This is a genomic window from Methanosarcina mangrovi (genome assembly GCF_052057765.1).
GTDB lineage: Archaea > Halobacteriota > Methanosarcinia > Methanosarcinales > Methanosarcinaceae > Methanosarcina.
The window spans coordinates 2811095-2837807 of sequence record NZ_CP195120.1; the positions used below are offsets into that span (position 1 = coordinate 2811095).

Sequence of the window (26713 nt, forward strand, 5' to 3'; positions counted from 1 at the left end):
CAGCTACTTTTTCCACGGTAGGCTCCAGAACCCTCCAGTTTCCTCATACTCCGGATATTCAACTTTTCCCATGAAAATGATGCAGTTTGTCCTCCTGTCCTCTATGAAGAACATGAACGGGTGGTCGGCTTTGAACTCCCTTGATTTGGATTTTGGGGAACTGACAAAACCAATGAATACTGTTGTTGATACAGCAGCTTCAGTACCTTCTTCCTGCACATCTATGAAAGCCTGATGAATCATTCTGGAGATCAGTAACGGATCATCACTAATTCCTGAAAAATTTGCCAGTTTCAGATCAAAGGCATCCGCAACACCCATTTCAATAAGGGAATCGGAAAGCTCGGTTTTGGTCTCAAACTTAAATTTCGGAATCGAGGTCTCCACGTCCCCCACGGAGTCCATATTGTTTTTAAGTTCGACATAATCGTTAACCGTGAAATTGTTTTCAAATTCCGTAATGTTATTGTCTTTCGGAAGCACAATGTACATGGATAAATCATTGCCTTTGTAAGGCAATTCTATAATTTTTGCCTTTGAATTTTCACTATAATTAAAATTACTGGATATGTACATCATGTCAACAGAGACTTCTTCCCGTTTTGTCGGATAAAATGCTTTTTTGCTGGTCATTTCCTTATCAAATTCATGTTCCCATCTTCCATTGAAATAGATTGCATTTGTAAGAATCAGCCGCGTATCGTCCGTTATTGAACCTTTCGGGACAATGTCTTTTATTTTGCGATCGGTTTTGTCTTCGACCCATTCATTGATAGTATCTCTTGATTCGTCCGGTTTTCCCACAAAATCGAGATTTGTTACTTCGCTGCGGTAGTAGTTTTTGGCATTGAAAATATACTCTTCTTTTACAGGATACTCTTCCTGCACCCAGAGTGCGTTTGCAGTTTCAAGCTCGTAACCGTCACTTCCGGAATATACTTTGTCATTCGTTTCTTTCAAACGGACTTTAAAAACCGTGTTATTTGCAGGGAAATAAAACACGTTTGAGATCTGTTCTTTTGTAGTACCCTCAGCTCCCTCATAACAGATCGCCATGGCAGCAGATACGCTATACGGCGAAAAGAAAATGTTATTTTTCTCTCCGCTTTCAAGCTGCACCAGCTTTGAATACATATCAAAGGCAAAAGCATTGTTTGCAGCTGCTGTGTCGTAATATTCAACTGAGTCCGGATTAATCGTATTTACAGGAGTTACAGCTGTATCTTCAAGGCAGCCTGAGCATAGCAAAATAAGAGTGAATATAAGAAGAAGGATTTTCATTTTGCCCATGTATTAAGAATATTGGGGAACTGTACACAAAAGATTATTTATATATTATTGGGAAAACATTAGAAAGTTCCGGGAAAACCGTTCAAAGAGCATTTATTGCTTTACCCTGAGATTTTTATCGTCATCGGAACAGAGCCTGAGAATGTCCACCAGAGCCTTCTGCCTATCCGGAAAAGATTCAAAAATGTTATTAGATGCTGCGAATCGGCAGAGAGAAGTGATAAGGACGATTAATCCTGGAGATGGAAACAATTGAATAAAATGGAAAAAAGAATAATAAATGAAAGGAAATTCTAAAAATTGAGCACTTTACTTTCATTAAATGTTTATATTTTATATAGAGTTATCTATATTCTTTCCTGCAGTTGCCAGCTGGGGAATTCCATTGTGTTTAAGGCGGTTGTAGACGGGCTGAGTTGGAGCGAGCCATACCTGTCCGGTGCCTTCAAATGTCTGGAGCAGGCCTTCTCCACTTGTTATGGAACCGAATAACTGTTTGCTTGACCTTTGAACACTGTAGGCTACCGGGCCCGAACGGAGAAGGGCAAAATTCCCATCAACCTGGATTCTTTCGTTATCAAGTTTGTACTTAAGCACTTCTTCCATCGGAATGGGGATTTCAAGAACCACGGTGCCCGTACCGCTAATTTGTGTTTGGAACCAGCCTTCTCCTCCCAGTAATCCAGATGACAGATTTTTCTGCGATGCTACCCCGATTTCCATTCCCTCTTCACAGCAGTAAAAAATCCCTTTGTCTACGACTATGGACTCGTTTTCCAGATGCATGAGAACGTAGTGGCTAAAAGAAGGCTCAAGAAAGATTTCTCCTGTTCCTTTGTATACGGGTTTAAAGGTAGACTCGTTGGTGAGCTTGCTTTTGATAAGTTTTTTAGCAAGTCCGCCAACCCCTCCTATACCTGAAGCGCATTCAATATGCCCTTTGTGGAAATAGAGAGCTCCTGACTCGGTAATAAGGCCGCTATTTTCAAGGGTTACCTTGACCATCTTCAAGGACATCCCGGCATTTTTTATATAGAATAAATCTTCTGCGAGGGCTGCGTCTTTACTTCCTTTAAGGTGGTTACATTCAAGAATTTCGACTTTGAAGCCGCCTTTTTCAATGGAATCGAGAATATTTACGTTTGAGTAGAATTTTTCATCCATCAGTAAACCTCTTTAAGAATTTCATCATATAATCCATTTAATATACATATTAATCCCACTTATAAAATTATGGTAGGTTGTATAGTGGATGAAAGAAGGGACCATAACATCCGATATCTTTGACGAGGAGCTTGTTGACGGGAAGAGGATAAGGTATATGCCTTTGTGGTGCTGGTTACTTGAAGAAGATTAATTTTTTGTTTCAGCTCTTTTTAGTGGCTTTCTTCTTCAAGTTTCCAACGTATAGTGCAGTTTGAGGATACGAGAGGAAAAGGATACACCACACAGGGGTGACCGGGGAGGATAATGGGCTGGCGGCGGTTGTGTAACTGGTGAATTTGAGAAATTGGTGTTTTTATTTGGATTGCTTTCCAGGTACCGGGGCTCTCACCGGCCACAGAGCGCAGCGGAGTGGATGGCTTTTTCAGAATAGTAAAAAAGAGATTGGATTCAAAAACAGCCAACTCAATTATCGTTTCTTCCCACCCTTCCGTCTCTCCTCCTTTATCCTCTCAAGCAAAACCTCTGCCGTCTCATGGCCCCTGCCTTCTTTTCTTGTAATCCCAGCCTACGTCCCTACAATATTGAACTTTTAATAAATAACAGAACTTCTGATCCTGAAAATAGTGATGAAAACTTATGCTGCAGGCAACTTTGTAGTCCTAATGATTAAAAAAAGGGTTTTGGGATAGGCCCAATAAAGCAACTTTAGGACAGGTTGACTTTTCCACCGGTTTATTAGCGTCCTTTGCCTTCATTTTCACATATACGGCTCTACCAATAAATAAAGTATAAATGATGTAACCACGTACCAGAATAAACATAAGATTGCGACAATAGCTGCCTTTCCTGCGCTGAGTTTATGAACAAACTGCCCTCCTATGGTCAGCAGATATATGCCATATAAAATAAGTATTGGGCTGAGATCTGGAACAAGACCCGCCTGGGCTACTGCTATAGGGAGAGAGGTGAAAAATTGTGCTGTATATGAATATGCTAGAATTTGAAAAGTACTTTCATAAGTAGCTACTCCCCCAACTAATCTAAATAATCCATGTAGAACTGCGCTGTCAATGAAGAGGCGTATAATGAAAGAAAACAAAAACGCTATTAAAAAGGCGAGAATTGGTGAAACAATTGTCCCAGATATTAATTGGGGAAACAAAGCGCAGATACAGGCAAAAATCACAGGATCATAATAACCCTTTTCACCTGGCACTTTTTTGAAAAATTCCGAGGGGGTATTTACGATTTCGTTCGCAGTCGAGAAGAAATTCATAACAGTTCTTCTACTACAACCACTACATTGTATAAAAATTTTTATACTTTCCGTACAGATAAGAAGAGAGAAGAGATCTGATTTACTACCGGTCAAAAAATGGATTTATTCTTGTCAAACAGGAGAAATCTCTTTACCTCCCAGGAGAAAAAATGACAGATATTCACTATTTTATTCATCCAGGCTTTTAACCTGCCCGAACAAAACAATTCTCACCCCTCCAGGATGCAATTCAACAAATTCAACCCGGCTTGAAGAGCCTTAAGCCTCTCACCCTTCAAACCGGGCCTGCTTTTGATTATATCCGATACTTACAAAGCACCCTGAAAACCTACACTATATACAATATACAGGCTTGCAAAAAGCGCGATAATTGTTTGGGAAGCTGTAAATTTTCTCATTCTGTTCTTGCCGGTTGTCACTGTCCTGTATACGGGAAGTCCGGGAACCAGAGGCACCCTTTTTGTCGAAGATCCGAATAACATGATTCCAATGGCCATAAGTACTGCTGAAATAAGCATTGTTTTTAAATAGAGAGGTTGTTCGGAGGGATGTGCCATTCCTGAGACCAGCTTGACGCCCGTATTGAAATTTGCATTGCTTATTCTTATTCGATGCATTCCTGACGATTCTGGTACAAATACCGTAGAGAATTCTATATGCTCTCCGGGTTCATCATATCCTCCAAAACCTTTTTGCCAGGAGTATTCTTTGTTTTGCGGGTCAACAATAGTGATATCCAGAAGTTCTGTTTTGCCCTGTTCCAATGTTGAAATCATGAAAGTTACCGGTTTGTCTTCTGTCAACATGACACTTTCATCGATATCTCGAGACAGTCCCATTGAAGCACTTAAAACTTCTTCTCCTGTAATAAACCCTGCTACCGGGACAGAAGCTATCAAAAATACAAAATTGAATATGACAATCAGAAAAACAATATTAATTATTGAATTGATATATTTTCCAATCAAAAACATTTTACCTCGCCACCCGAATATTTAAACATAAATAAGAATTATCCTGGGAAAAGATAGATCATTAATATTAAAAAAATGTTTTATTGTTTTAAATATTTTACTCTCTGAAAACAGTTTTTCATGGATCTCAAGGTATGAATAACTGGATTCAAAATTGATGAAATAAATAACATAAGTATCTTTCCGCTTCATAAAATAGGCTAGTTTTTTTAATGAGTGCTGTTCCGGCTCGGAAGACTTCCATCGAAAAGACATGGTTTAAAATATTATATAGTTATATATGTAGTACACTAAAATTTTCTTAGTATGAAATATTGCATGTGCTATAACTATTGCTTTTTGTTTTGTTAACATATGCAACACTGTAGAAAAACAGGATGAAATTTGTAAATATGTTTCCGCAAAACTGCAACTCTCAAAGTACCGATAGACCGGTCTCCAGAAAAAGAGGACTCCGGAAAAAGAGGACTCCGGAAAAAGAGGACTCCAGAAGAAGTCCTGGAAAAATACCTTGAAGTGAAAGAAATTAAAGGGGAAAATAATCGTGACTGAAAACCAGATTGTGCTAGAAACTTTAGTCAGAAAGGATGCTCCTGAATACACGCTTTATTCCACCCAGGCAGACTATGATTTCGATTACAATAACGCTGCAAGAGTTGTCGTATCCACAGCGCTCGGAGAAATTCCGGGAGTGGGTTTTGCACTTAGTGCTCTTGTAGAGATTTTTTGGCCTGATTCGCAGGAGGATGTGTGGTCGGAGATAAAGGATCAGGTGGAAGCACTCATAGACGAGAAAATCAGTGATCTGGTGTACCAGCAAGTTCAGGAAGACCTTGAAGGCTTGAAGAATAATCTGGACGAATACCTTTGGGCTGTACAGAACTCCCAGACCCAGACTTACATATCTGAGAAATACAATGTTGCACTCGTGGACTTTCTCCAGCAGCTCCCACACTTCCAGTCCCAGGGTTACGAACTGCTCTTGCTGCCGCTTTTTACTCAATTTGCGAACATGCACCTGACCCTTCTTCGGGACGGGGCTTTATATGGCTCCAGCTGGGGGTGGACCGAGGAAATACAGCAGCATACCCGGGAGCAAATCGTAGACACGATCGGTTCTTACATAGAATACACTGAAAAGACTTACAGCGACGGCTTACAGGATACTCAGAAAAATGCTCCCAGCAATAAACATTACACTGAGCCCTTTAATACGGTAAACAGATACGTCCGGGAAATGACTCTCGATGTTCTGGATTTCAAGGACATGTGGCAGTATTTCGATCCTGTGAAATATCCCACGCCTGCCGCAGTATATCTCTCAAGAGAGATTTATTCGGATGCGGTGGGAACAGCTGACAACAGCGGTGCAATTAAACTCCCCTCAGCACCCAGAGAGCCGATCTCAAAAGTAGAAGTCTGGGCTTGGGACCGAATTGACGCCTGTCAGGTTACTTACCCGAACGGCGGAGGTCCCGGAGGAGTTACCCAGACAGCTCGCATGGGGGATAAGAGTGGAGGGAGTTCAAATCCTCCCCATGGCGGAGTTTTCAACCTCTCCGGAGAAAATCCGATAGTGAAGATTACAGCTCGAACCGGGGATATTCTGAACGCCTGGTGGTTTACCTTTAAGGACGGTTCTGTCAGTAACGAGCTTGGAGGTAACTATTCTGGGGGTAGTGACCACGTTTTTACTTATCCTGATGAGATTCTTTCAAGCATTAAAATTATGGGAGTCAGTAGTTATTACGGGAGTGCGGATTGTGCTGTTTCTGGCTTCAAGTTTGACGGGGAGTCAACGTTACTGGACCAGGCCGTTCTGCAAAAAATGTATATTGCCTCTCCTTCCGCACTAAAACCGGAAGAACTTGCAGGTTATGTCGGATTTAAAAATTCAGAAGAGGCGATTGAGAAGATTCGGATCTGGATAAAGGATTACAACTGGGATGAAATTCGGGAACGTCGGTGGACCAATATTAGCCAAAACATTATGGCAAGGAGAACTTGATATCAGGTTCGGATCACAGGCCCCCATCTGATTGGCACTTAACCGAGCCAATAAATACTTTTTTATTTTTTTCATGGGGGTTTGATTTTTTTTACATGGACCCTTAATTAGAGTTACGGGATGATTGAAAAGGGAATCAATTGGCTCATTTTACAGTACCTGAAGATTTACTTTTCCAGATAAGGAATATGCAGGCTACGAATTTATTACCAGCCTTAAAGGCTGATGTTCATAATCGTATCTGAAATCCGGAACGTGGCATTTTTATAAAATTCAGGCATAATCCTGTTATCTGATTATCCCGTTATTTGATTAATCCCGTTATTTGATTAATCCTGTTATCAGATTGATACCGAGCAATCCTGAAATCCATTCGCCCTCAAACGAGCCGGGAGATTACTAAAGGCACCGTAAACAGGTTTTAGCTAAAGGTAATTTTTAACCAATAGTATTTTTAATACATCATCACCTTTAATATATTATCAGTCTTTAGTAAAGTATCATCATTCAAGATTAGTTATTTCCAATTTAATAATCCAGGGTGAGTGTTTATAATGAGAGAATCCGTTCGAAAACTTGGGCTCATAGGGGCCGGCCTGTGGGCAATGACCGAAGAAAGAGTAAATGAGCTCGTAAAAGACCTGGTCGACAAAGGGGATATCAGCAAGGAAGAAGGCAAAAAAGTTGTTCAGGATGTGCTTGAGGAAAGCCGGAAACAAAGGGTTGACCTCGAAAAGAAAATATCTGACAAAATGCAGGAAGCCATCTCAAAGGCCGATGTCTTTACCAGAAAAGATATGCATGAACTCGAATCAAGGCTAGAGGTTCTTGAAGACGAAATCCAGAAAATAAAAAATAAAGAAAAGATGTTCTTCAAATGAGAGCATCTTTTTTAGAGCATTTTTTTAGAGCATTTTTTTAGAGCATTTTTTTAGAGCATTTTTTTCTTACTCTTACAACTCTTCAACAACTATTTCGTCCTCAAGGCTCGAATTTGAGAGCAGGTCTTCGAGTTCGGAAATGCTTTTTTCAAACTCCTGCATTTCTTCTTCGGTAAGAACCTGTTCCGCAGAGGTATTTTCATCTGTTCCGGAAATGCCCGGGACTATACCTGCCTCCTCAGTATTTGAAGTATCGTTCCCGACGCAACCGGACCCTGCAAGCCAGAAAAATAAAATTGACAGGACAAACAAATATCTGAATTTTACCATTTTTTTGCCCCCTTAACTGCTAATTTCCTCGGTGGAGTTAGTAGTCATGGCATCTTGAGCTTCTTCTTCAGTATCTTCTTCTTCAGTATCTTCTTCTCCAGTGTCTTCTTCAGTATCTTCTGCGCCTTCTATGTCTTCTTCGTCCTCTACTTCATCATCTGAGCTATCGTCTACTTCCTCGTCATTGGTTTGTGCAGTTTCCTGGTTTTGTTCTTCAAGCCTGTACTGTTCCCTGTAAAGTTCCAGTTCGCTAAAAATTTCTTTCAAAATCTCGTTTGCATCACGTATATCTTCGAGAGCATCTTGCAGGTATTCATTTGCTTCTTCCAGTTCTTCCTGAGTGGCATCTTCTTTATCGAAGATTTCTTCGGCTGCTTCCTTATTTTCTCTGGCTGAGTCCATAAGTTCATTATAATCGGCAAGTTTTGCCTCGAGTTCTACAGTCTCAGCGCCGGTTTCGTTCGCTGCATTTATTTCACTTTCAAGCCTTCCGGCGATATCTTCGGATTTGTCAAGGAATAGGTCTATCCTCTCACTGACAGTTTTTCCAGTTTCGGCAATTGTGCTGTTTTTTGCATTATTCCATGTTCCGCGTACCGAATTTGCCGCAATTGCGAGCTCTTCAAAGTCTGCTGCATTACCAATAGCTTCTTTTTCTTCCTCAAGCTGGCGTATCCTCTCATCTATAGCGGCAATTCTGGCTTCAGTACCGTTGCCATTTGACTGATCAAGGTTATACCGCACCTTTTCAAGATTGGCTATCATATAGTCAATGCTTGAGTTGAGATATGTCCTTGCAGTATCCAGGTCTTCTTCATCGTAATTTCCGGACCTTAGCTTGGCTCTGATCTGTAGGAAATTTTGCTTTGAGGTTTGATAATTATTTTTCTGAATCTTGAGCTGTTCTTTTAACTGTGTCCTTTCCTGAATTTCATCACGCAGCTGTTCACGTGCCAGAGTTCCATTTTCGGTTTGATTTCTTTCCTGGACTTTTTCCTTGATCTTTGTCTGAACAGTATCCAGAGACTGCACTTCATCAGCACCTTTACTTGCTCCATTCCCGCTCTTGGCAAGAGCTGCCGGAGACAGGATACTAAACATAATAAGTATGACAGTTAGATATGATCCATAGCGTATTACTTTTCCCAGTTTTTCCATATGAAAACCTCCATTTAAATTATTCAATTGTTATGTTATTAAGAAGGGGGAATATATAAGCATACTTTTAGTAAAAGAGAAAATTAATAGATAAATACATAATTTAAAGCTTGATAAAGGTTCAATTATCTATATAAGGCTTTAAAATCCTTCATATTTGACCAATAGTTGTAATTAATAGTAAATTTTTTATGCTAAAATCCAAACTCTGCATCAAATATAAATGAAAAAATTACGTAAGATTAAATATTTTTATCTTTTTTCCTTCATTCGGAAAATTAATTTATGTCAATTGCTCTTGAATTGGAAATTAGTATTAGATGAGTTCTTCAAGATCTTAGTAATATAAATTGCTAAGTTTTCGACAAATTTGCACAAAACATACAGTAAAATTTGGAAAAAGACAGCCAGTGAAGTATGGTCTTCACAATAAGAATCAAAACTAACAAAATCAAAACTAACAAAATCAAAACTAACAAAATCAAAACTAACAAAATCAAAACTAACAAAATCAAAACTAACAAAATCAAAACTAACAAAATCAAAACTCATAAAGGAAGAAGAATTCGCAGGGATCGGAATTCTGCCATAATCTTAAATCAAAGTTAGACCACGGAAAACACGGAGTAAAAGTGATGAGGGCACAGACCTTCCGCGCTTTCGGTGTTTACTTTGGATTCACAGTTCTTCAAGTTCTATTTCTTCTTCAAGGCTTGCATTTTCGAGCAGGTCCTGAAGTGCGGCCATATCAGTGTCAAGTTCCTGAATATCAGCCGGAGTTAGTCCCGAATCATCTGCATTCCCTGCCTCGGCAACATTTTGAGTAACTCCATCTTCCGCATCGGAGGAATCATTTCCGACGCAACCGGATCCTGCAATCCAGACAATTAAAATTGACATTACAAGCAGGTGAGCAAATTTGACCATTTTCTGCCTCCTTAATTCCCAATCTATCCTCAGAGAAGTTTTCGGTTCCGTTCCCTGAGTTACTGTTTGCTACTCCTTCTTTGTTCCGTTTACAGGAGTCCCATTTACAGGTAAATTATTATTAGTATTGTTTAAGTACTTATGGTATTATTAAATTCGGTTTCGGTGCTATTTTCGACTCCAATTTCGTTAACTTCTTCAAAATTATACTCCTTGAGGTCGTCGAAAATTACTCTGAGTATCTGGTTTGCCCTGTTGACATTATTGAGAGATTCGCGCAGATAGTTGTTTGCCACCCCCAGGTTTTCCCGGGTAGCGTTTTCATCATCATAAATAGCATCTGCAGCTTCTTTTTTCTCCTGAGCAGATTTCAGATATAACTTATAACTGGTAAGCCTTGTCTCAAGGTCAGCTGTGTTAACCCCTGTCGCGTTCAGGCTTTCAATGTCAGTTTCGAGTTTTTCAGAAAGGTCCCCGGACTTGTCGAGGAATTCCCCGATTCTCTCGCTAACTGTCTGCCCTGCACCTATCAGGCTGGCCTTCTGAGAATTATTCCATACTCCACGTACGGACCGGACCGTAACTACAAATTCTTGCTGGCTGGAAGCATTTTCAACTTCTGCCTGTTCAGCCTTAAGAAGCCTGATGTTCTCGTCTATGGCAGCAATTCTTTCTTCTGTTCCGTTGCCATTTGAGTGCTGAATATTTGTCTTAACGTTTTCCAGGTAGAGTATCATATAATTAATACTTGAGTTAAGGTAGAGTCTCGTGGCATTTACAGCCTCTTCAGAATCGGAGTCAAGCTTTCCTGCCCGGATTTGATTTCTTACCTCAAGAAAATCCTCTTTTGCTCCCCGGTATTCGTCCTTCTGCAGCTGAAGCTCTTCCTGTATCTGTTTTCTTTCAAGCTTATATGCAGAGATCCTGTCTTGAACCTCTGCTTGAACCTGAACCTCTGTTTGGACTTTATCCTGGCCCTGCACCTTTTCAGGATAGGAACTATCAGTACCGTTAACCTCCTCTATACTGTCTTTTTCATTATTTCCTGAACCTGTAACACTCTCACCATCATACTGGACCCCATTTCCATGCTCAGAGGAGTCTCTGGCAGCAAGTGATCCTCCAGGCAATATACAAAATAATATTAATATAAATGTAACATAAGCCAGATATCGAATAATTCTTGATTTTTTCATCTGACTGCCTCCTTTCGCAAGTTAAGATACTGTGTTAATGGGATAAGCACATATAAGTATACTTTTCGGAATAAGACTGATTAATGACAAGACATGAGCTTCCAAGCTTGATAGGGTCTTTATATTCTTGATAAAACTTTAATTTGCCTTCAGCATTTCTGAACTCATGGCCAGGAAAAGTAAAAGATTTATGCTAAAAAACCATTTAAAGCTTCGTGAATTTTAGAAAGCTCTGCAAGATTGCCTGTGTGTTCTTATTCCTAATGTGTGTTCAGGGAAACGCACTTGCGGCGACGATTCACGGGACCGTATACGAGTGGTACAGCTTCAAACCTCTCGAAAATACAGTTGTTGAGATCAATTCTACTCCTGAGCAGTATTTTGTTGCAACGAGTGCCGAATACGCTTTTAACCTTACTCCGGGAACTTATCTGATAACTGCCAATTATTTTGAAGAGAATACTGTAGTTTATACGGCTGAAGAAGAAGTTATAATTTCCGACGATGGGGAATACGTTCATGACCTTTTGCTTTTCCCCACCTATCAGGAAAATCTCCTTGATCAGGGGAACCTGGAAAATGTTGACCTGGATTTTGAGGAAGCAGAGCCCCAATCTCAAGCAAACTCACAGAATACGGTTTTAGCTCTTGCTCTACTTGCACTCTGTATCCTGATACTCGCGGGTTATTTCTTGAAAAAAGAAAAGAGAAAAACCCCTGAAAAGACAGCAAGTTTTCCTGAGAAAACGGGAAAGTTACATGCATCAGGACTAAATGCATCAGAATCCAAAAAGTTCACAGTACCGGCAGAGACAGCAGGATATTCAGAATCCGATAAAGCTGATATAGAAGTTTCTGAAACAGACTATGAGCCTCCTGCGGCTCTTAACACCGAAACACAATCCGGGAACATATCCGAAACGGAATTTTCTGTGCAACAAGATGCGAAGCTGCCGGAAACCTCAAAAGCACCTGTTACTTCCTCATCTATTTCCTCATCGGAAGAGAGATTTGATTCACTGAGCTCCGAGGATTCCGAAAGTCCTGAAACAAACCTCCCTGACGACCTGAAAGAAATTATGAACCTGATCCGGGCTAACGGTAATAGAATCACGCAGAGAGAACTCCGTAAGAAATCTCCATATTCGGAGTCAAAGGTAAGTCTTATGCTTTCGGACCTTGAAGAACGTGGGTTGGTTGAGAAGTTCAAAAGGGGAAGAGGGAACATTATCCGGATTCCCGATGGAGAAGCTGTCAAGCAGACTGGAACCCAGAACAGGAAGGAGCCAGGAGAAAACGGCGCTTCACAATAAGTCATAAAAAAGAAGATTATTATTTACATCTTTTGAAAAACTGTAAATCGCAAATGCCGCAAATAGCAAACTATTTAACTGAATTCATCTACTAAGCAGCAGGAAAGATTAACAAAAATTTGAAAGATCCGGCACATGATATTTCTCGATATCCGTTATTGTAACCGGTTTCATATGTTGATATGAGTCATATGTTGATAGTCATATGTTGATAGTCATATGCTGATGTCATATGTTGATAGTCATATGTTGATAGTCATATGCTGATGTCATATGTTGATAGTCATATGCTGATAGTCATATGTTGATGTATTCACCATAAGTTTGACAGCAAGCTGGTCGGATAAGACTGCTGGATATTGATTTGATACATTTATTAAATTGATACATTATTACTAGAGTTCAGATCTTACTTAGACTTCAAAGTTCAGATCTAACTTAGACTTCAAAGTTCAGATCTCACCTAGACTTCAAAACGGATTAAATTGCATGAGGGACAGTATGCGAGTTTCCATGGACATTGAATTAAAAGATGTGCCCGGGCAGATGCTTTTAGCCCTCCAGCCTCTTTCGGAATTCAAAGCTAACCTGATAACTGTTTTACACCACCACCAGAAGCGGACCCCCAGAAAAACAGTACCTGTACAGCTTGTACTTGAGACAAAGCCTGAGAGCATAGAAGCAATAAAAGCAAAGCTCGAGGAAAACGGGATAAGGGTTGTGAGAGTAGGAGAACACCGTTTCAGAGAGAGCATAAATGTGGTTCTCATAGGGCATGTGGTCCATACAGGGATCCAGGATACGATTGATGAGATTGACAAGACCGGGTTTGCGGAGGTAGTTGACCTCTCGTTATCCATGCCGGGAATTAACATGCTCTCTTCAGCCCTGATCAGAATTGATGCTGTGGGTAAAGAGGATCTGCAAAAGGCACTCGATATCCTGAAAACAGTCTCGGCAAGAAAAGACCTGCTTATGGTGCTTCCAATAGACATCCAGGCCTGAAAAAACAAGGAGAATTGAAAACATGAAAACAGTGCGCTGCTCTATTTTAGGATTTGGGGCAATTGGACAGGGTGTAGCCGAGGTACTCCTTATGAAAAAAGAGTATCTGAAAAGTATCGGGCTGGAAGTTCTTGTGGTTGCAGTTGTGGATTCTAGAGGGGCCACTGTTAACCCTGCAGGAGTGGATCTGGCCGACTGCCTTGCCCGCAAAAGGACAAAGGGCACGGTTGCCATAGAAAAGCTCACAGGGGTTGAGGTCATAAGGTCCGTACCCCATGAGCTGGTAATAGAAACCACTCCTACGAATATTGTCACCGGAGGCGCAGGGCTTCAGAATATGCTTGCAGCCTTCGAGACCGGAAAAGATGTTGTTACCTCCAATAAAGGTCCACTTACCCTGAAGTACAGGGAACTTACGGAAGCTGCAAAAGCAGCCGGGTCAAACTTCAGGTTCGAAGCTACGGTCGGCGGCTCCATGCCCGTTATTAACCTGGCAAATGAAGTCCTTGCCGGGAATAGACTTCGAAGCATCAAAGGAATTCTTAACGGGACCTGTAACTATATCCTCACCAGAATGCTCGAGGAAAGGGCAAGTTATAAGGATATTCTTGCCGAATCCATGGAACTCGGAATTGCCGAAACCGACCCTACATATGATGTCGAAGGCATTGATACGGCCTGCAAACTGGTAATTCTTGCCAATGCAATTTTCGGGCTTGATGCAACATATAAAGATGTTGAGGTCACAGGAATCACAAAAATCACACCCGAAGCCCTGGAAATGGCTTACGAAAGGGGGCATGTGATCAAGCTTATAGGAGAGGTCAACCGGGAAAGGATACAGGTTGCTCCAAGGCTTGTGCCTATCAACCATCCCCTTGCTGTAAGAGGTACCCTTAATGTAGCCTCCATAGACACCGAACTCGCAGGAGAAATCACGGTTACGGGCAAAGGTGCGGGCCCGATCGAAACCGCAAGCGCAATCCTCAGCGACCTGGTTGCAATTTACGGAGATCGGTAATCACTGTAAAATATCGGCATTCAGAAACCAGAATCCGAAAAAAATAAAACGAAAAAGCTGCGTGGACCATGACAAGCTTCAGGGAATTTGCAGAAACCTGCCAGGCGATTGAAAAGATATCGAGCACTATCGAAACTACAAATAAGGTTGCCGACCTTCTCAAAAAGGTAGACGTCGAAGAACTGCCTCTTGCAACTCATTTTATCATGAGTGAGGTTTTTCCTGCCTGGAGTGGAGAACAGCTTGGGATCGGAACAAGCCTGCTGTATATTTCTCTCTCCAAAGCCTCCGGAATGTCTGTAAAAAGTATAGAATCTCTTATCCGGACCACAGGAGACATCGGGGAAACCGCGCTTCTCATTTTAAAGGAGAAAAGGAAAAATCAGGTGACATTTTCTTCTTTCCTCGAGGAACAGCCAGAACTTTCAATAACTGAGGTTTATCAGCGGTTCAAAACAGCCTCGGAAGCCTCTGGAAAAGGTTCTCAGGAACTCAAAATCAAAAACCTTCAGTTCCTCTTTAATTCCTCAACTCCAAGGGAAGCAAAGTACATTTCCAGGCTTGCCCTTGAGGAACTTCGCATAGGGGTAGGAGAAGGAGTTGTCAGAGATGCGATTGCAAAAGCTTTTTCCGTCCCTGCAGAGATTGTGGAACATTCTTTTATGGTCACAAACGATCTCGGGATAGTGGCTGCAGCTGCCAAGAAAGGTGGAATAGAAGCCCTTAAGAGTCTGGGAATCGAAATAAACCGTCCCATAAAAATGATGCTTTCGCAGATCAGCCCTGATATAGATGCCGATATCAGGGAAATGAAGGAAGCTGCAATTGAATGGAAATTCGATGGGGCAAGGGTCCAGATCCACAAGAATGGAAATTCGGTTACTCTTTTTTCCCGAAAGCTTGAAAACGTCACAAACTCCCTCCCTGACCTTGTCGAAATAGTCCGGAAACATGTAAAGGCCGAGTCCGCAATCCTTGACGGGGAAGCCGTAGCTGTGGATGAAAACGGAAAACCCAGGGCTTTTCAGGAGATCCTTAAGCGCTTCAGGCGCAAGTACGATGTGGAAGAAAAAGCTCTCGGAATTCCTATTCAGCTTAACCTTTTTGACATTATGTACCTGAACGGCAGGACCCTGATCGATCTTCCTCTTGTCGAACGGCGAAAAGCTCTGGAGTCCTGTGTGGAAAGCTCGGTTGAAGACTCAAAGTCCATCTCTGTGGACGAGCAGGTGATAACCGGAGACCTCGAGCTTGTGGAAAAGATCTATAGAGAAGCTTTGAATGCCGGACATGAAGGTGTAATGGTTAAAAACCCGAACTCGGCATATTCCCCGGGTAAACGCGGCAAAAACTGGCTGAAGAAAAAACCCCTTATGGAAACTCTTGACCTTGTGGTTGTGGGGGCGGAATGGGGCTACGGGCGCAGGGCAAACCTGATCGGTTCATATTCGGTTGCCTGCTATGACCCCGAAACCTCACGCTTCCTGCAGGTGGGCAAGGTTGGAACCGGACTTACCGATGAGCAGCTGAAGGAACTCACGGAAATGCTCTCAGGCCTGATGGAAGGCGGAGAAGCCGGAGGGGTCTTTGCCATAAGACCGAAGGTTGTTCTGGAAATCGCCTTTGAGGAAATCCAGAAAAGCCCCAACTACGACTCGGGCTTTGCACTGCGTTTCCCCCGCTTTATCCGCATCCGGGACGATAAAGACCCAGAAGAAGCCGATACTATTCAGCGGATAGGGCGTGTCTACAGCCAGCAGCTGAAAAGGCTTTAACCTGTAATTTTTTGAAAGGAAGCGGCGAAAGCCAGGGATCAAATATACTTGAACAGGTCGTCCCTTTTCATTTCATGCAGCCTGTCCCGGAGGAGGCCCTTCAAGGCTTTCAAATCTCCTTTTTTGGCGCTTATCGGAGCAATGATATGCTTCCAGTTCTTCCAGGGAGGTTCAAGTCCCAGGCGAACCGCGACCTCGTCAAGGAGATCGTCACAGTCGTCTGCTTTTACTTTATCCATCTTGTTTGCAGCAACGATTGTGTCAATCCCGATTTCCCTCAGAAAATCAAACATTTCGACATCGATAGGGATCTGATCCCTTGAGTCCCAGCGGTCGACTATTTCAGGGAAAGATGGCCCGTCTATTACAAGAACCCCGATTTTGATCCTTTCGGCATTGTCCTCAATATAGCGGACGGTTTTATCTTTAACAATGTCCTGCTTCCGGTCCTTTACCCCGCTCATAAAGCCGAAACCTGGCATATCCGTAATGAGAAGGTCGGAGACCCGGGCGTGAGTTGGGCGTAATGTGACACCCGGACGTTTTCCTACCTTCACTTTTGCCCCGAAGAGCTCCCTGAGGAGAGAGGACTTCCCCACATTTGAGCGTCCTACAAAGGTAATTTCGAGATTTATCCCGCTTTCAGCTACAGTTTTACTTGTTTCCATTTTGTTTTACCTCATTTGCTTCCCCGAGCTTTTTATCAAAAGCCTTGAGGAAAGCCTCAAGGGAATTTTCAGGAATACGCGCTCCTGCTGCAACAGGGTGTCCCCCGCCGCTCCCTCCAAACTTAGGAGCAATTGAGCGAAGGAGATGGTTTATGTCAACCTTTCCCCGGGAACGAATGCTCAGGTCATAAACACCCTTTTTTTCCCGATATTCGGCTGCGATTCCCACTTCTCTCTGACCGTAGGACGCTGCATAGATCGCTGCCTTTGAGATGGAGTTATTTGTATTTACAATATACGCACTGTTTTTCAGGACTTCCACATTTTCTTTAACAAAAAGCCTGATTTTCTCTTCGTTAATTGCAGCTTCCCTGGCAAATTCGAGCAGATCAGGAATATTTGAAGGGATCACATCTTTTGAGAGGGGTTCAAGCAGGATTCTTTTAAAATCATAGTCTTTCCCTTTATGGAGTATTGCCTGAATCAGGGTCCCGGCCTGAAAAAAGAGGCTCCTCTTATCCCAGTCTCTTACCCAGCTCCTTACACAGGGTGTGTTGTCACAGAAGTCGCCTATAGCCCCGTAGATTGCCACTCTCCGCATTTCCTTGCTAAGGAGCTCTTCAAAGACCCTGTAGGTAAGTTCAGAGGCACATACACCCGTATCGTGAAAAAACCAGTCCTCTTTTCCGCACTCTTCCGGCAGCGGATGGTGATCAATATAATACAGGTTGCATTCTTCCGCGAATTTATTGAGTGCAGAGTAGAGTTCAGAACAGCGCCTTTCCTCGATTGCAATATCGCAGATAATAAGATTCTCAACATCTTCAATGAGATCCAACTTGTCGAGAAGACTGACAGGACTTGTGAAATAGACATATGCTTCCGGATAGGCGCTTTTTGCGATTGCTCCCGAACATATCCCGTCAGAGTCACCATGGGTCAGGATCAGGGTTTTCGCTTTAAGCTGGTTCTGGGGTTCTTTCATGTTTTGATTCCTTTTACTTCTTTTAGGAGGTATATTTTCACGATCTATTTGTAAGGCACCTGATTTTCTCATTTCATCCAATGGTTTTATGGAAGTTCTACTTTCTAATTGTTAATTTTATCTTTTTGTTCTAATGAGCTGGTAGTCCGATCACCGGTTGATCTATTCCGGATCCCTAAGGAAATATTCCAGTTCTCTTTCCCTGCACCGCACATGCCCTTGACCGGTCATCAGCCAATAAAAAATAACCGGCAAACCAAACATCATGGTTGAGAGAAACTATGGATTTGTTCATAGGGCATACACGGTTAGCCATCCAGAGAATAAGACAGGAAAGTAGACAGAGGGTTGCTCAGGAAAATTAATGATGGAAAATACTGGAATTTAGCAGCACGGAAGTGAAGTAGCCAGGGAGAAAAAAGATAGCCAGGAAGAAAACGGATGCCCGGAAATCCGGGAACATCCGGAATCTTATTCTACTTTTTCAAGTATTTCATTCACGTCTCTTTCTCAGGAGCCCTGTTCCCGCCAGAAACCCGGTTACAGCAAGCAGGGAACCGAATCCTGGTGTGTCTCCGTAATCTTCTTCAGTGTCCTCAGTACTCGCCTGACTAGAAGCCTCTTTCTCCTGATTGGAGGCGGTCGAACCTTCTGTTTGTTCACTGCTTCCTTCAAGGGTAATTGTTGTCCCTACATTAACTACGGAAGTTCCTGAGTAGACCTCTCCGGAATATTTGTCGAGATCGATGAAACTTGCTTTGCAGGCAGGAATCTCGATTTCCCCTTCTTCATTCATCTGCATAATGTAAGTAATGGTTTTTGAACCACCCCCACTTCCTAGAACCTGATGGAAACTCGTTTCTCCACTTATGAGTTTAGCTTCATCAGGCACGGTATCGGTCACTGTTACACTTGCATCAACGTTTCCACTGTTCTTTGCAGTAACCTTTACAGTCAGTTTGTCTCCAGGATTTAACTGCTCTTTATCAACAGTTTTCGTAATTTCAATATAGGGCCCGTAAATTTTTGTCTTCTCCGAGTTGTCGGATTCCGCTTTTTCGCTTTCTCCGTTTGAAAGGGTGAAAGTAGCTACTGTTTTCGGGAAGGTAAATTCTCCGGGTTTTTCCGGGATGAGAGTATACTTAAAAACATCCTCGGCTATTTCTCCGGCTTTCAGAGAAAGTGTCTTTTCGAGCGTTGTATCCTGCTGGAGATGCATGTTGGAAACGATCGAATCATTAAGGACGATATTATTTATATCACAGAGCCCCCCGTTACGAACAGTGACTGAAACATAAAAAGGTTCTCCCATATGACGCTCTTTTGCAAAATTCTTTGTAATAATGAGGTCCCACTTTTTTTCAATTGTTATAACTTTGAAACCTACATGTTTATGCTTGTTATCTTTAATATCAACACATGTGGTCGTTGCGGTTATATTGAAATCCGTATCTTCCCAGGGAGTGGGGGCTTTCAGTGTGAGATTAATGGTCTCAACTGTTTCATCTTCAAGGATTTTTGAGTACGTATATTTCGTTTTTCCGCTGAGCACTTCCAGCCCGGCGGTATCAACGGTCAACACGACGTCTTCAGCCTTTGCATCCCCGTCATTTTTAACTTTTATAGATACATCGATCCTGCTATCCCCTGTAGATTTGGAATCATACGTATCTTTTTTAGTTTCAACATCTATGTCGAAACTCGGTTTTCCTCTAATTAGGATATCCAGTTGAGCATAAGGGTCCCAGTTTCCGGTCTTGAATTCCTTTCCGTCTTTCTTGATGACTTCATAGTTCGGGTCAACGTTCTGGGCATAAACCTTTATCTCGTCCTCATAGTCAAATTCCATCCCTGCCGTTAAAGGAGCAGTCTTTAATTTTTCCCCGTCCTTTGAAATCGAAACGAAGACCATCTTGTCTTCGTTGAAATCCTCTGCTTTTATTTCATAACCGTCTACGGTTATCGTATCTCCCCAATAAAGTTTTGCATCATTCTTTTTCTCCACCCACTCCACTTCATCTGCCGCAAGAGCAACCATCGAGAACGTCGAGAGAACAAAAACGGCAAGTAATACAATCAAAGCAATCCTTTTAGCCATGGTTACCTTCCTTAACTTTGATGCTGATTACATCGGATCCGGACAACGGAAACGTACATTTTTCGCCTGTGTAGATTTACGGTTTAACCAACATTTTTAATTATTATAACCTATTTATTTTTAATATGTAATCGCCAAACAGCCATATTATATTTTTTATGTATTATGGGCTTTGCCCCCAGTAAATCCCATTTAAATTAACTACAATAGGACTCATGTTTTTTCCAATAATAACTAATAAAAGTGAATTTTATATCTCCATCTTTTTGAAATATCTTGTTTAAATCTATATAAAATATCTTCATATATTGTATTTTAATTTTTGGTAATAATCTGGCAAATTTTGTAGAAAGGGACCAGCTCCTTGAGAATGGAACCTTTGTTCTGTTGAAAAGCTTTAATTTATGAATGAAATTTTAATTCAGGGCTGGAATTAAATGTCATAAACACTTAATTTGAATCCTGACAAACTGAAATTTGATTCTGACAGCCTGAATTCTGACTGGCAAAAACCGGCGATTTCGAATTTTTCCGGTTTCCGGAGGTTTTTCAATGGAACTTAAAAAAATTGTGCAGATCCTTGAAGAAATAGCTCCACCCGAGCTTGCAGATGATTTTGATAAAGGTCGAATTGGTTTGATCCTTGGACTTGAGGGTGACGTGAAGAAGATAGCAGTTGCTCTGGATGCCAACTCTTACGTACTTAAAAAAGCCGCGGAAATGAAAGCAGACATGCTGATTACTCATCACACCCTCATCTTTCATCCTGTAAACATTATTTCGAAATCTCTGGCTGACTCCCTCAGGATTGCCCTCGAAAAAGGCATATCCCTTTACAGCATGCACACTAATTACGATAGAGCTGAAGGAGGAATTAACGATGTCCTTGCAGCCCGCCTCAGGCTCAAAAATATCAGGACCTCAGAAATTGGTAGGATAGGGGAAGTAGAACCCTGTTCCTCAGCTGAACTGGCAGCCCATGTTTCGGATTGTCTGCAGACCCCTGTTTTGTACGCCGGAGAAAAGGAAGAAATCCGTAAGGTAATGGTGATCGGAGGCAGCGGTTTTCGAAACGAATACCTCGAAATCGCCAGGGAGAACGGAGTTGATGCCTTTGTATCATCCGAACTTAAGCATGACATTCTCCGGGCATACGCAGATCTCTGCCTGATTGACGCAACCCATTATGCCACGGAAAATCCTGGCATGGAAGCCCTATGTTCCAGGCTGCGCAGGCTTCCTGGAATCGAAGTGGAGTTCATCGACCAGCCTTCCGGCCTCAGGGCGGTTAACTGCGTACCTGACAACAATAGGGTTGCATTCGATAATAAAGAAGAAAACGTGAACGAAGAAAAAGAGTCCTGCAACCAGGAAGAACCCGGAAAAGACTCCCTTGAGTTAATGCTAGAAGAACAGTCAAGAAGCCAGATACGTTCAGATTACCGGCGCAGCCTTGGCAATGAATATCGCAGAAGATACCTTGAGTAAGCTACTCGAACAGTGCTGCTCCAACCAATGTGTCCTGAAAATGATTCAATTCCGAGAAATGTTTAAATTCATGGATTTTTTAGATTTATGGATTTTTTAGATTTATGGATATGTTTCAAGAATAATTTCAACAGGGTATCGAGTATGAGCTCTCATCTGCGGGGCAACATATTTCAACCGATTTTTAAGGAAACTGTCTGTTTAAGCCTTAATAACCTTAGACGGCTATGAAATAAATTTTCTGCTTTAAGGCTTACTGTTGCCTTTTCTGCCTCCAGATTCCATTGTATTCAGATATTTTTCAAAATGTATTTTCAAAACCTCCGTTTCTTTTGATTCAGGCAGGGAGGACATGATCGTTTCCAGATATCCGTACTTTTTAAGGAGAGCAAAAGTTGCAGGAAAATTTATGTCAAAGATCCAGCTCAGGCGAAGAAGTTTGATGTCGTTCCTGTTTTTCATATCCCCGATTTTTGCCATTCGGTTATTCAGGATCTCTGATACTATAGGCTCCGAATACCCCCGGGCATCCGGCAGATATAGTTCAAGTGCCGGGTTCCGGCATTTTTCCTCTTCGGCATAACCTTCACTGGCAAGCTTCAGGATGTCAATCTTATCCGCATCCCTTATCAACCGGCAGAAAAAATGAAGTTTACCGGAGGGCTCCACATTTCCCGGAATCTCCATCAGGTTGTGATATTCCACAGCCTTCAGGATGAGATTTATCTCCTCTTCGGGAAGGCGGAAGAGAACTCCTTCTTTATTCAAAATTTTCACGCCCAGAATCGCATGATTTTCCGATTCGGAATCCCTGAACGTTTTGTATTTAGCGAACTGCTCAAAACGACCCAGGTCATGAAACAGGGCTATTGTTTCGGCAAGCATGCATTCTTTTTCACTTATTTTCTCAGATTTTGCAATTACAAGGGTATTTTCACAAACCCTGCGAGTGTGTTTGATTTTTAGCTCAATATTTTCCTGAGTGAAAGAATCGGGAGAAAAGAATCGGTTAACATACTCGAAAAACCATTCCCGAAAATAATCCAGATCTTCCTTCTGCATGCTTCTGCAATAAGAAAGATTTAGGTATATACTTTGTGCATATCTTGAATATTTTGTACTGAAAAGGTTTTTGCGTATTAAATAATAATAATATTTATTCTCCGGACAATAGTGAGGGAATTAAAATCCCCCTTTAAGATATACACCTTGCAATTTACCGGAACCTAACCACTATCTGTAAACACCATGACTATACACTGTAAATTCAACGTTTTCCTGTGAATTTAACAGTTGGCTGTGGATTTAACAGTTAGCTGTGAACTTAACATCATAAAAAAAATGTAAATCATATAGGGTTTAGCAGCCCTAAAAAATAGCAAAAACCTGATAATTCTCATATTAACCTGATATTTCCCTTTTTAAACTGCATAAATTATATATGGAAGGAACTCCTCAAATTAGATGAGTGTTTCTGGGAAATTATAGGGAAAAGATTAGGGAAAAGCTCCGGTTTGAACTGAACAAATTATTGTTGGGGGAAACAAAAAGAATTTATATAGTTACATTCATCTCTGGATGTTCTCGTTTACATTATTCAGGAAACTACAAGAGTGACCTTAAAGGATACTGATAGACTGCTTATGAAAATTTTACGCAGGAACTCATTAGAATAAATCGGGGTATTTAATGAGCTCAATTAAAAAAATTTACTTGATTGTTTGTTCTTTCATTCTTCTGGCCTTCATTTCATTCAACGCAGGTTTTCTACCTGTAGCAGGAGCCGCTGAAGACCAGAAGAATGCTGTAGAAGGTGACGGGCCTGCCTCTCCCCTCTCTCTTGAAGAGGTACTTGCGCAACGCCCGGTTTCGGTAGAAGGCCTGTTAAATAAAGGCAACGATCTCTATTCTCTTGAAAAATATGAGCTTTCCATAGAATGCTTTGAAGACGCACTTGCAATAGATCAGAACTCTTCAATGGCATGGTATGGAAAGGGTTGTGCTCTGACATCGCTTGAAAGATACGAAGAAGCTATTGACTGCTACGACCGAGCTCTTGAAAGCTTCCCGGCCTCTTCCGGGATCTGGTATGAAAAAGGTAATGAGTACCTTCAAACACAAAATTATGTGGAGGCTATCAACTGTTACGAGAAAAGTCTCGCTACGGATAGCTATCTCTCCAGAATCTGGTTCCAGAAAGCCCTTGCTTCTGAGAAGCTTGGCCTTGAACGGGAGGCATTAGCCTCTTATGAAAATTCAATTGAGCTCAGTTCCAACTCGTCCAAATCCCTGCAAATGCAGGGAAAAGCTTATGCCGGGCTTGAAAACTACGAAGAAGCAATGAGCTGTTTTGACGGGGCACTTAACATTACTCCTAACGATTTTGAACTCTGGACTCAGAAAGGAATAATGTATGATATGTCCGGGGATTATGAAGTTGCAATACAGTGTTACGACAAAGCGATCTCCCTCAATCCTGACCTTGTAGTGGCCTGGTACAATAAAGGCGTAAACCTTGAGAGGATGGAGATGTATCAGGATGCCCTGAACTGCTACGAATTTGTCCTCCTTTCAGAACCTGAAAACCTAAGCGCCCTGCAGAAGAAAGGGTTCTGTCTCGAGCAGCTTGGTAGAAATGAAGAGGCTCTGCAGTGTTATGAAGAGATCCTCATTTACAGCCCGGATAACGCTGATGCCTGGTACAGCAAAGGTTCCGTGCTTAATGCGATGGGAGATTACGACGCTGCAATAGCCTCCTATGATAGAGCTCTTAATCCAGATGCAGGAATTGAGGTGGAGGAAGCCGGAGATAGTCTTCTCGAAAAGCTGAATGCTTACGACTCTTCACTTCCCAGTTATTCTGAAGTGCCCGAGTTTAAATCTTCTACAGTTAAAATCTGGTACGATAAAGGGCTGGCTTTTGATAAACTTGAGAACTACGAGTCTGCACTTGAGTGTTATGACAGGGTCCTTGAGACCGAATCAGGACACGCAATAGTCTGGTATATGAAAGGCCAGGACCTTGACAGACTTAACAGGTATGAAGAAGCTGCTGAATGCTACGATAAAGCCCTTAAACTGGACTCCGGATACGCGAAAGTCTGGTACAGCAAAGGCTACGATTCTTCAGAACTTGGGCGGTACAAAGATGCCGCAAAAAGTTTTGATAAAGCTATTAATCTGGATGAAAACTACTCACTTGCATGGCACGGCAAAGCTTTTGCCCTGGCAAAAACAGGAGACTATGAAGAGGCTCTTGTATGTTATGAACAGGTTCTTGCCGTTGCTCCCGATAGTGCCGAAATCTGGTACAACAAGGGCCTTCTCCTTGATCAGCTTGGGAGATATCAGGAAGCTTCAGACTGCTACAGTCAGGCCCTGCAGATAAATTCGGGATATTCTATTGCCCGTTTCAGATTGAACAAGGATATGGAACTGTTGTCCGGGAACTCGACTTCCAATTATTCTGAAGGTAAAAATCCGGATGTCAGCCCGAAAAAGGCAATTTCAGGAGGTTTCTGGTCTTACCTTCTGGGCTACAAGTACACAGACCCTGAAAAGGGCTCGGACCTTTCAGAGAACTTTAACAACCTGAGTCCGGAGTTCAGTTACGATGCAGCATGGTACGGTAAAGCTTCAACATACGGCAAACTTGGGATGCACGAGGATGCCCTGTATTCTTACGACATGGCACTTTCAATTAACCCCTTGCGCACCGAAGCCTGGTATGAGAAAGGCTCGGCCCTTGACAAACTCGGAAGAAGTGAGGAAGCTCTGGAATGTTACAAAAAAGCTCTCGATCTTGACCCGCAGTCGAGCAATGCATGGTATGGGATGGCTTCTACCTCAAACACTCTTGGAAGATCGGAAGAAGCAGTTACTTACTATGATCAGCTACTTGCTGCCAACCCAAGTGATCCTGAAGCCCTTCAGGGGAAATCTCAGGCCCTTGCAAACCTTGGCAGGTATGAGGAAGCAGTTGCCTGTTTCGACCCTCTTCTCGAACTTGAGCCGGAAAACATAGAGGCTCTGGAGGGTCGAGCTTTTGCCCTGGCAAGGTCAGGAAGGCAGGAAGAAGCTCTGGAGGATTATGACAGAATCCTGCAGCTTGATCCTTCCGATTTAAAGGTACTGGCCGAGAAAGCCTCTTTATTCGAAGAACTTGGCAGGTATGAAGAAGCTGCTTCAACCTATGAAGAGATTCTCCTGATAACGCCTGAGAACAGAGAGATAATGTACCGGCAGGGCAAAGCTCTGGAAGCGATGGGAGATTTCGAAGCCGCAATCGCCTGTTATGACCAGATTCTTACGCTTGACCCGACAAACATTGATGCGATCAACAACAAGGGTTTTGCTTACGCTAAAATGGAGAGATATCAGGAAGCAATTGCCAGTTATGACAAAGCCCTCGAGTATGCTCCAGACAATGCTGCAGCCTGGTATTTCAAAGGGTGCGCTTATTTCGCAATAAGCAGCAACAATGCAGCCCTTGAATGCTTCGACAAAGTGGTGCAACTAAAACCAAACTGCATAACGGCATGGTACAATAAAGGGTATCTATACAATGTAATGGGAGAGGTTAATGAGTCGATCAATTCTTATGATAGTGCTCTTGCAATCAACCCCAATGCACCATCTGTCCTTTATAACAAGCGTTTTGCCCACTACCGCATAAAGGAATATGAGGATGCCTCGGCGTGTAAGACAAAACTTGATGCTATCGACCCTGGCTTTGTTGCAGCCCTCCAGAATAGGGGAACCCGCATCTTTATCCCCGAAACATATAGAGGCGACCTCGACTATCCGCTGCCTGCAAGATGGTACGGAGGAGAAGAAAACTATTCTGAAAATGCCAGCATAAACATAACTGAAGCTTCTCAACAGTTAACCAATACTTCCTCAGGGAAGGAATATGGGAACACTGACGAAACCCATAACACCGGGTACTGGTACATTCCTGAACCTGAAGACGATAAGGAGAAGAATGCTGATGTTGAAAACTGGTATGTTCCGGAGCCCGATGAAGTATAAAATAATTTAAAATAAAAATGAGCTGAAAAGAAAGAATTGTGCCGGTATGCATATTAGGGTGACAGGCATACCGGCAAATTTTTTTAATGAAAACGATAAAAGCTCTTCTGCATCCCGAT

Annotated in this window: 20 protein-coding genes and 1 pseudogene; 9 read left to right on the top strand and 12 right to left on the bottom strand. The window is 42.1% G+C overall.

Annotated elements, in window-relative coordinates; all coding sequences use genetic code 11:
- Nucleotides 1-3 precede the first annotated feature (3 nt).
- From ACSAZL_RS12595 to ACSAZL_RS12610, 4 genes are all read right to left on the bottom strand, one after another.
- Nucleotides 4-1290, bottom strand: coding sequence for a serpin family protein (locus tag ACSAZL_RS12595; RefSeq protein WP_440944993.1), 1287 nt, complete (start codon nucleotides 1288-1290; stop codon nucleotides 4-6).
- A gap of 333 nt (nucleotides 1291-1623) precedes the next feature.
- Nucleotides 1624-2454 carry an AIM24 family protein gene (locus ACSAZL_RS12600; protein WP_440944994.1) on the bottom strand — a complete coding sequence of 277 codons (831 nt, stop codon included), beginning with the start codon at nucleotides 2452-2454 and terminating at the stop codon, nucleotides 1624-1626.
- Nucleotides 2455-3214: 760 nt separating this feature from the next.
- Entirely contained in the window at nucleotides 3215-3733 is a 519-nt protein-coding gene (locus ACSAZL_RS12605) for a YIP1 family protein (protein WP_440944995.1), read from the bottom strand.
- A 311-nt stretch (nucleotides 3734-4044) separates the two neighbouring features.
- Nucleotides 4045-4704, bottom strand: coding sequence for a hypothetical protein (locus ACSAZL_RS12610; protein ID WP_440944996.1), 660 nt, complete (start codon nucleotides 4702-4704; stop codon nucleotides 4045-4047).
- A gap of 550 nt (nucleotides 4705-5254) precedes the next feature.
- On the opposite strand from ACSAZL_RS12610, the gene ACSAZL_RS12615 reads away from it, so the two are divergent.
- Together ACSAZL_RS12615 and ACSAZL_RS12620 are read left to right on the top strand one after the other, a co-directional pair.
- Nucleotides 5255-6718, top strand: coding sequence for an insecticidal delta-endotoxin Cry8Ea1 family protein (locus ACSAZL_RS12615; RefSeq protein ID WP_440944997.1), 1464 nt, complete (start codon nucleotides 5255-5257; stop codon nucleotides 6716-6718).
- A 554-nt stretch (nucleotides 6719-7272) separates the two neighbouring features.
- Nucleotides 7273-7599: a phasin family protein gene (locus ACSAZL_RS12620; protein WP_440944998.1), complete on the top strand. Its 327-nt coding sequence runs from the start codon at nucleotides 7273-7275 to the stop codon at nucleotides 7597-7599.
- A gap of 72 nt (nucleotides 7600-7671) precedes the next feature.
- Here the strand turns inward: ACSAZL_RS12620 and ACSAZL_RS12625 are convergent, their stop codons facing one another.
- Together ACSAZL_RS12625 and ACSAZL_RS12630 are read right to left on the bottom strand one after the other, a co-directional pair.
- A complete protein-coding gene (locus ACSAZL_RS12625; protein WP_440944999.1) occupies nucleotides 7672-7929 on the bottom strand; it encodes a hypothetical protein in 258 nt (85 codons plus the stop codon).
- A 12-nt stretch (nucleotides 7930-7941) separates the two neighbouring features.
- The gene (locus ACSAZL_RS12630) at nucleotides 7942-9087 is read right to left on the bottom strand and encodes a hypothetical protein (protein WP_440945000.1); all 1146 of its coding nucleotides are present in this window, start codon (nucleotides 9085-9087) and stop codon (nucleotides 7942-7944) included.
- A 490-nt stretch (nucleotides 9088-9577) separates the two neighbouring features.
- On the opposite strand from ACSAZL_RS12630, the pseudogene ACSAZL_RS12635 reads away from it, so the two are divergent.
- A pseudogene (locus ACSAZL_RS12635) lies at nucleotides 9578-9679 on the top strand (hypothetical protein); the annotation flags it as partial.
- A gap of 86 nt (nucleotides 9680-9765) precedes the next feature.
- Here ACSAZL_RS12635 and ACSAZL_RS12640 read toward each other — a convergent pair.
- Nucleotides 9766-10014, bottom strand: a complete 249-nt coding sequence (locus ACSAZL_RS12640; protein ID WP_440945001.1) for a hypothetical protein — start codon at nucleotides 10012-10014, stop codon at nucleotides 9766-9768.
- 131 nt (nucleotides 10015-10145) lie between these two features.
- Nucleotides 10146-11210: a chromosome segregation ATPase gene (locus ACSAZL_RS12645; RefSeq protein WP_440945002.1), complete on the bottom strand. Its 1065-nt coding sequence runs from the start codon at nucleotides 11208-11210 to the stop codon at nucleotides 10146-10148.
- 263 nt (nucleotides 11211-11473) lie between these two features.
- Here ACSAZL_RS12645 and ACSAZL_RS12650 point away from each other — a divergent pair, with 263 nt between their 5' ends.
- The 4 genes from ACSAZL_RS12650 (at nucleotide 11474) to ACSAZL_RS12665 (ending at nucleotide 16324) form a co-directional block, all read left to right on the top strand.
- The gene (locus ACSAZL_RS12650; RefSeq protein WP_440945003.1) at nucleotides 11474-12523 is read left to right on the top strand and encodes a helix-turn-helix transcriptional regulator; all 1050 of its coding nucleotides are present in this window, start codon (nucleotides 11474-11476) and stop codon (nucleotides 12521-12523) included.
- Nucleotides 12524-13024: 501 nt separating this feature from the next.
- Nucleotides 13025-13528, top strand: coding sequence for an amino acid-binding protein (locus ACSAZL_RS12655; RefSeq protein WP_440945004.1), 504 nt, complete (start codon nucleotides 13025-13027; stop codon nucleotides 13526-13528).
- 22 nt (nucleotides 13529-13550) lie between these two features.
- Nucleotides 13551-14549: a homoserine dehydrogenase gene (locus tag ACSAZL_RS12660; RefSeq protein ID WP_440945005.1), complete on the top strand. Its 999-nt coding sequence runs from the start codon at nucleotides 13551-13553 to the stop codon at nucleotides 14547-14549.
- Between the two features lie 68 nt (nucleotides 14550-14617).
- Entirely contained in the window at nucleotides 14618-16324 is a 1707-nt protein-coding gene (locus tag ACSAZL_RS12665) for an ATP-dependent DNA ligase (RefSeq protein WP_440945006.1), read from the top strand.
- 38 nt (nucleotides 16325-16362) lie between these two features.
- Here the strand turns inward: ACSAZL_RS12665 and engB are convergent, their stop codons facing one another.
- From engB to ACSAZL_RS12680, 3 genes are all read right to left on the bottom strand, one after another.
- Complete coding sequence (engB, locus tag ACSAZL_RS12670) at nucleotides 16363-16992, bottom strand: GTP-binding protein EngB (RefSeq protein ID WP_440945007.1); 630 nt, start codon at nucleotides 16990-16992, stop codon at nucleotides 16363-16365.
- Entirely contained in the window at nucleotides 16979-17977 is a 999-nt protein-coding gene (locus ACSAZL_RS12675) for a DHHA1 domain-containing protein (RefSeq protein WP_440945008.1), read from the bottom strand. Before ACSAZL_RS12675 ends, engB begins: the two co-directional genes overlap by 14 nt.
- A 493-nt stretch (nucleotides 17978-18470) precedes the next feature.
- Complete coding sequence (locus ACSAZL_RS12680) at nucleotides 18471-20075, bottom strand: BatD family protein (protein WP_440945009.1); 1605 nt, start codon at nucleotides 20073-20075, stop codon at nucleotides 18471-18473.
- A 552-nt stretch (nucleotides 20076-20627) separates the two neighbouring features.
- Here ACSAZL_RS12680 and ACSAZL_RS12685 point away from each other — a divergent pair.
- Entirely contained in the window at nucleotides 20628-21563 is a 936-nt protein-coding gene (locus tag ACSAZL_RS12685; protein ID WP_440945010.1) for a Nif3-like dinuclear metal center hexameric protein, read from the top strand.
- A gap of 246 nt (nucleotides 21564-21809) precedes the next feature.
- Here ACSAZL_RS12685 and ACSAZL_RS12690 read toward each other — a convergent pair whose 3' ends face one another.
- Nucleotides 21810-22625, bottom strand: a complete 816-nt coding sequence (locus ACSAZL_RS12690) for an HD domain-containing protein (RefSeq protein ID WP_440945011.1) — start codon at nucleotides 22623-22625, stop codon at nucleotides 21810-21812.
- Between the two features lie 627 nt (nucleotides 22626-23252).
- On the opposite strand from ACSAZL_RS12690, the gene ACSAZL_RS12695 reads away from it, so the two are divergent.
- Nucleotides 23253-26594, top strand: coding sequence for a tetratricopeptide repeat protein (locus tag ACSAZL_RS12695; RefSeq protein WP_440945012.1), 3342 nt, complete (start codon nucleotides 23253-23255; stop codon nucleotides 26592-26594).
- Nucleotides 26595-26713 lie beyond the last annotated feature (119 nt).

Excerpts from the sequence above, each read along its gene's own strand:
- ACSAZL_RS12665 (WP_440945006.1), top strand. The coding sequence starts at position 14,618 with ATGACAAGCTTCAGGGAATTTGCAGAAACCTGCCAGGCGATTGAAAAG.
- ACSAZL_RS12600 (WP_440944994.1), bottom strand. The coding sequence starts at position 2,454 with ATGGATGAAAAATTCTACTCAAACGTAAATATTCTCGATTCCATTGAA.
- ACSAZL_RS12625 (WP_440944999.1), bottom strand. The coding sequence starts at position 7,929 with ATGGTAAAATTCAGATATTTGTTTGTCCTGTCAATTTTATTTTTCTGG.
- engB (WP_440945007.1), bottom strand. The coding sequence starts at position 16,992 with ATGGAAACAAGTAAAACTGTAGCTGAAAGCGGGATAAATCTCGAAATT.
- ACSAZL_RS12660 (WP_440945005.1), top strand. The coding sequence starts at position 13,551 with ATGAAAACAGTGCGCTGCTCTATTTTAGGATTTGGGGCAATTGGACAG.
- ACSAZL_RS12630 (WP_440945000.1), bottom strand. The coding sequence starts at position 9,087 with ATGGAAAAACTGGGAAAAGTAATACGCTATGGATCATATCTAACTGTC.
- ACSAZL_RS12640 (WP_440945001.1), bottom strand. The coding sequence starts at position 10,014 with ATGGTCAAATTTGCTCACCTGCTTGTAATGTCAATTTTAATTGTCTGG.
- ACSAZL_RS12595 (WP_440944993.1), bottom strand. The coding sequence starts at position 1,290 with ATGGGCAAAATGAAAATCCTTCTTCTTATATTCACTCTTATTTTGCTA.
- ACSAZL_RS12695 (WP_440945012.1), top strand. The coding sequence starts at position 23,253 with ATGAGCTCAATTAAAAAAATTTACTTGATTGTTTGTTCTTTCATTCTT.
- ACSAZL_RS12655 (WP_440945004.1), top strand. The coding sequence starts at position 13,025 with ATGCGAGTTTCCATGGACATTGAATTAAAAGATGTGCCCGGGCAGATG.
- ACSAZL_RS12645 (WP_440945002.1), bottom strand. The coding sequence starts at position 11,210 with ATGAAAAAATCAAGAATTATTCGATATCTGGCTTATGTTACATTTATA.
- ACSAZL_RS12690 (WP_440945011.1), bottom strand. The coding sequence starts at position 22,625 with ATGCAGAAGGAAGATCTGGATTATTTTCGGGAATGGTTTTTCGAGTAT.
- ACSAZL_RS12685 (WP_440945010.1), top strand. The coding sequence starts at position 20,628 with ATGGAACTTAAAAAAATTGTGCAGATCCTTGAAGAAATAGCTCCACCC.
- ACSAZL_RS12620 (WP_440944998.1), top strand. The coding sequence starts at position 7,273 with ATGAGAGAATCCGTTCGAAAACTTGGGCTCATAGGGGCCGGCCTGTGG.
- ACSAZL_RS12605 (WP_440944995.1), bottom strand. The coding sequence starts at position 3,733 with ATGAATTTCTTCTCGACTGCGAACGAAATCGTAAATACCCCCTCGGAA.
- ACSAZL_RS12650 (WP_440945003.1), top strand. The coding sequence starts at position 11,474 with ATGTGTGTTCAGGGAAACGCACTTGCGGCGACGATTCACGGGACCGTA.
- ACSAZL_RS12675 (WP_440945008.1), bottom strand. The coding sequence starts at position 17,977 with ATGAAAGAACCCCAGAACCAGCTTAAAGCGAAAACCCTGATCCTGACC.
- ACSAZL_RS12680 (WP_440945009.1), bottom strand. The coding sequence starts at position 20,075 with ATGGCTAAAAGGATTGCTTTGATTGTATTACTTGCCGTTTTTGTTCTC.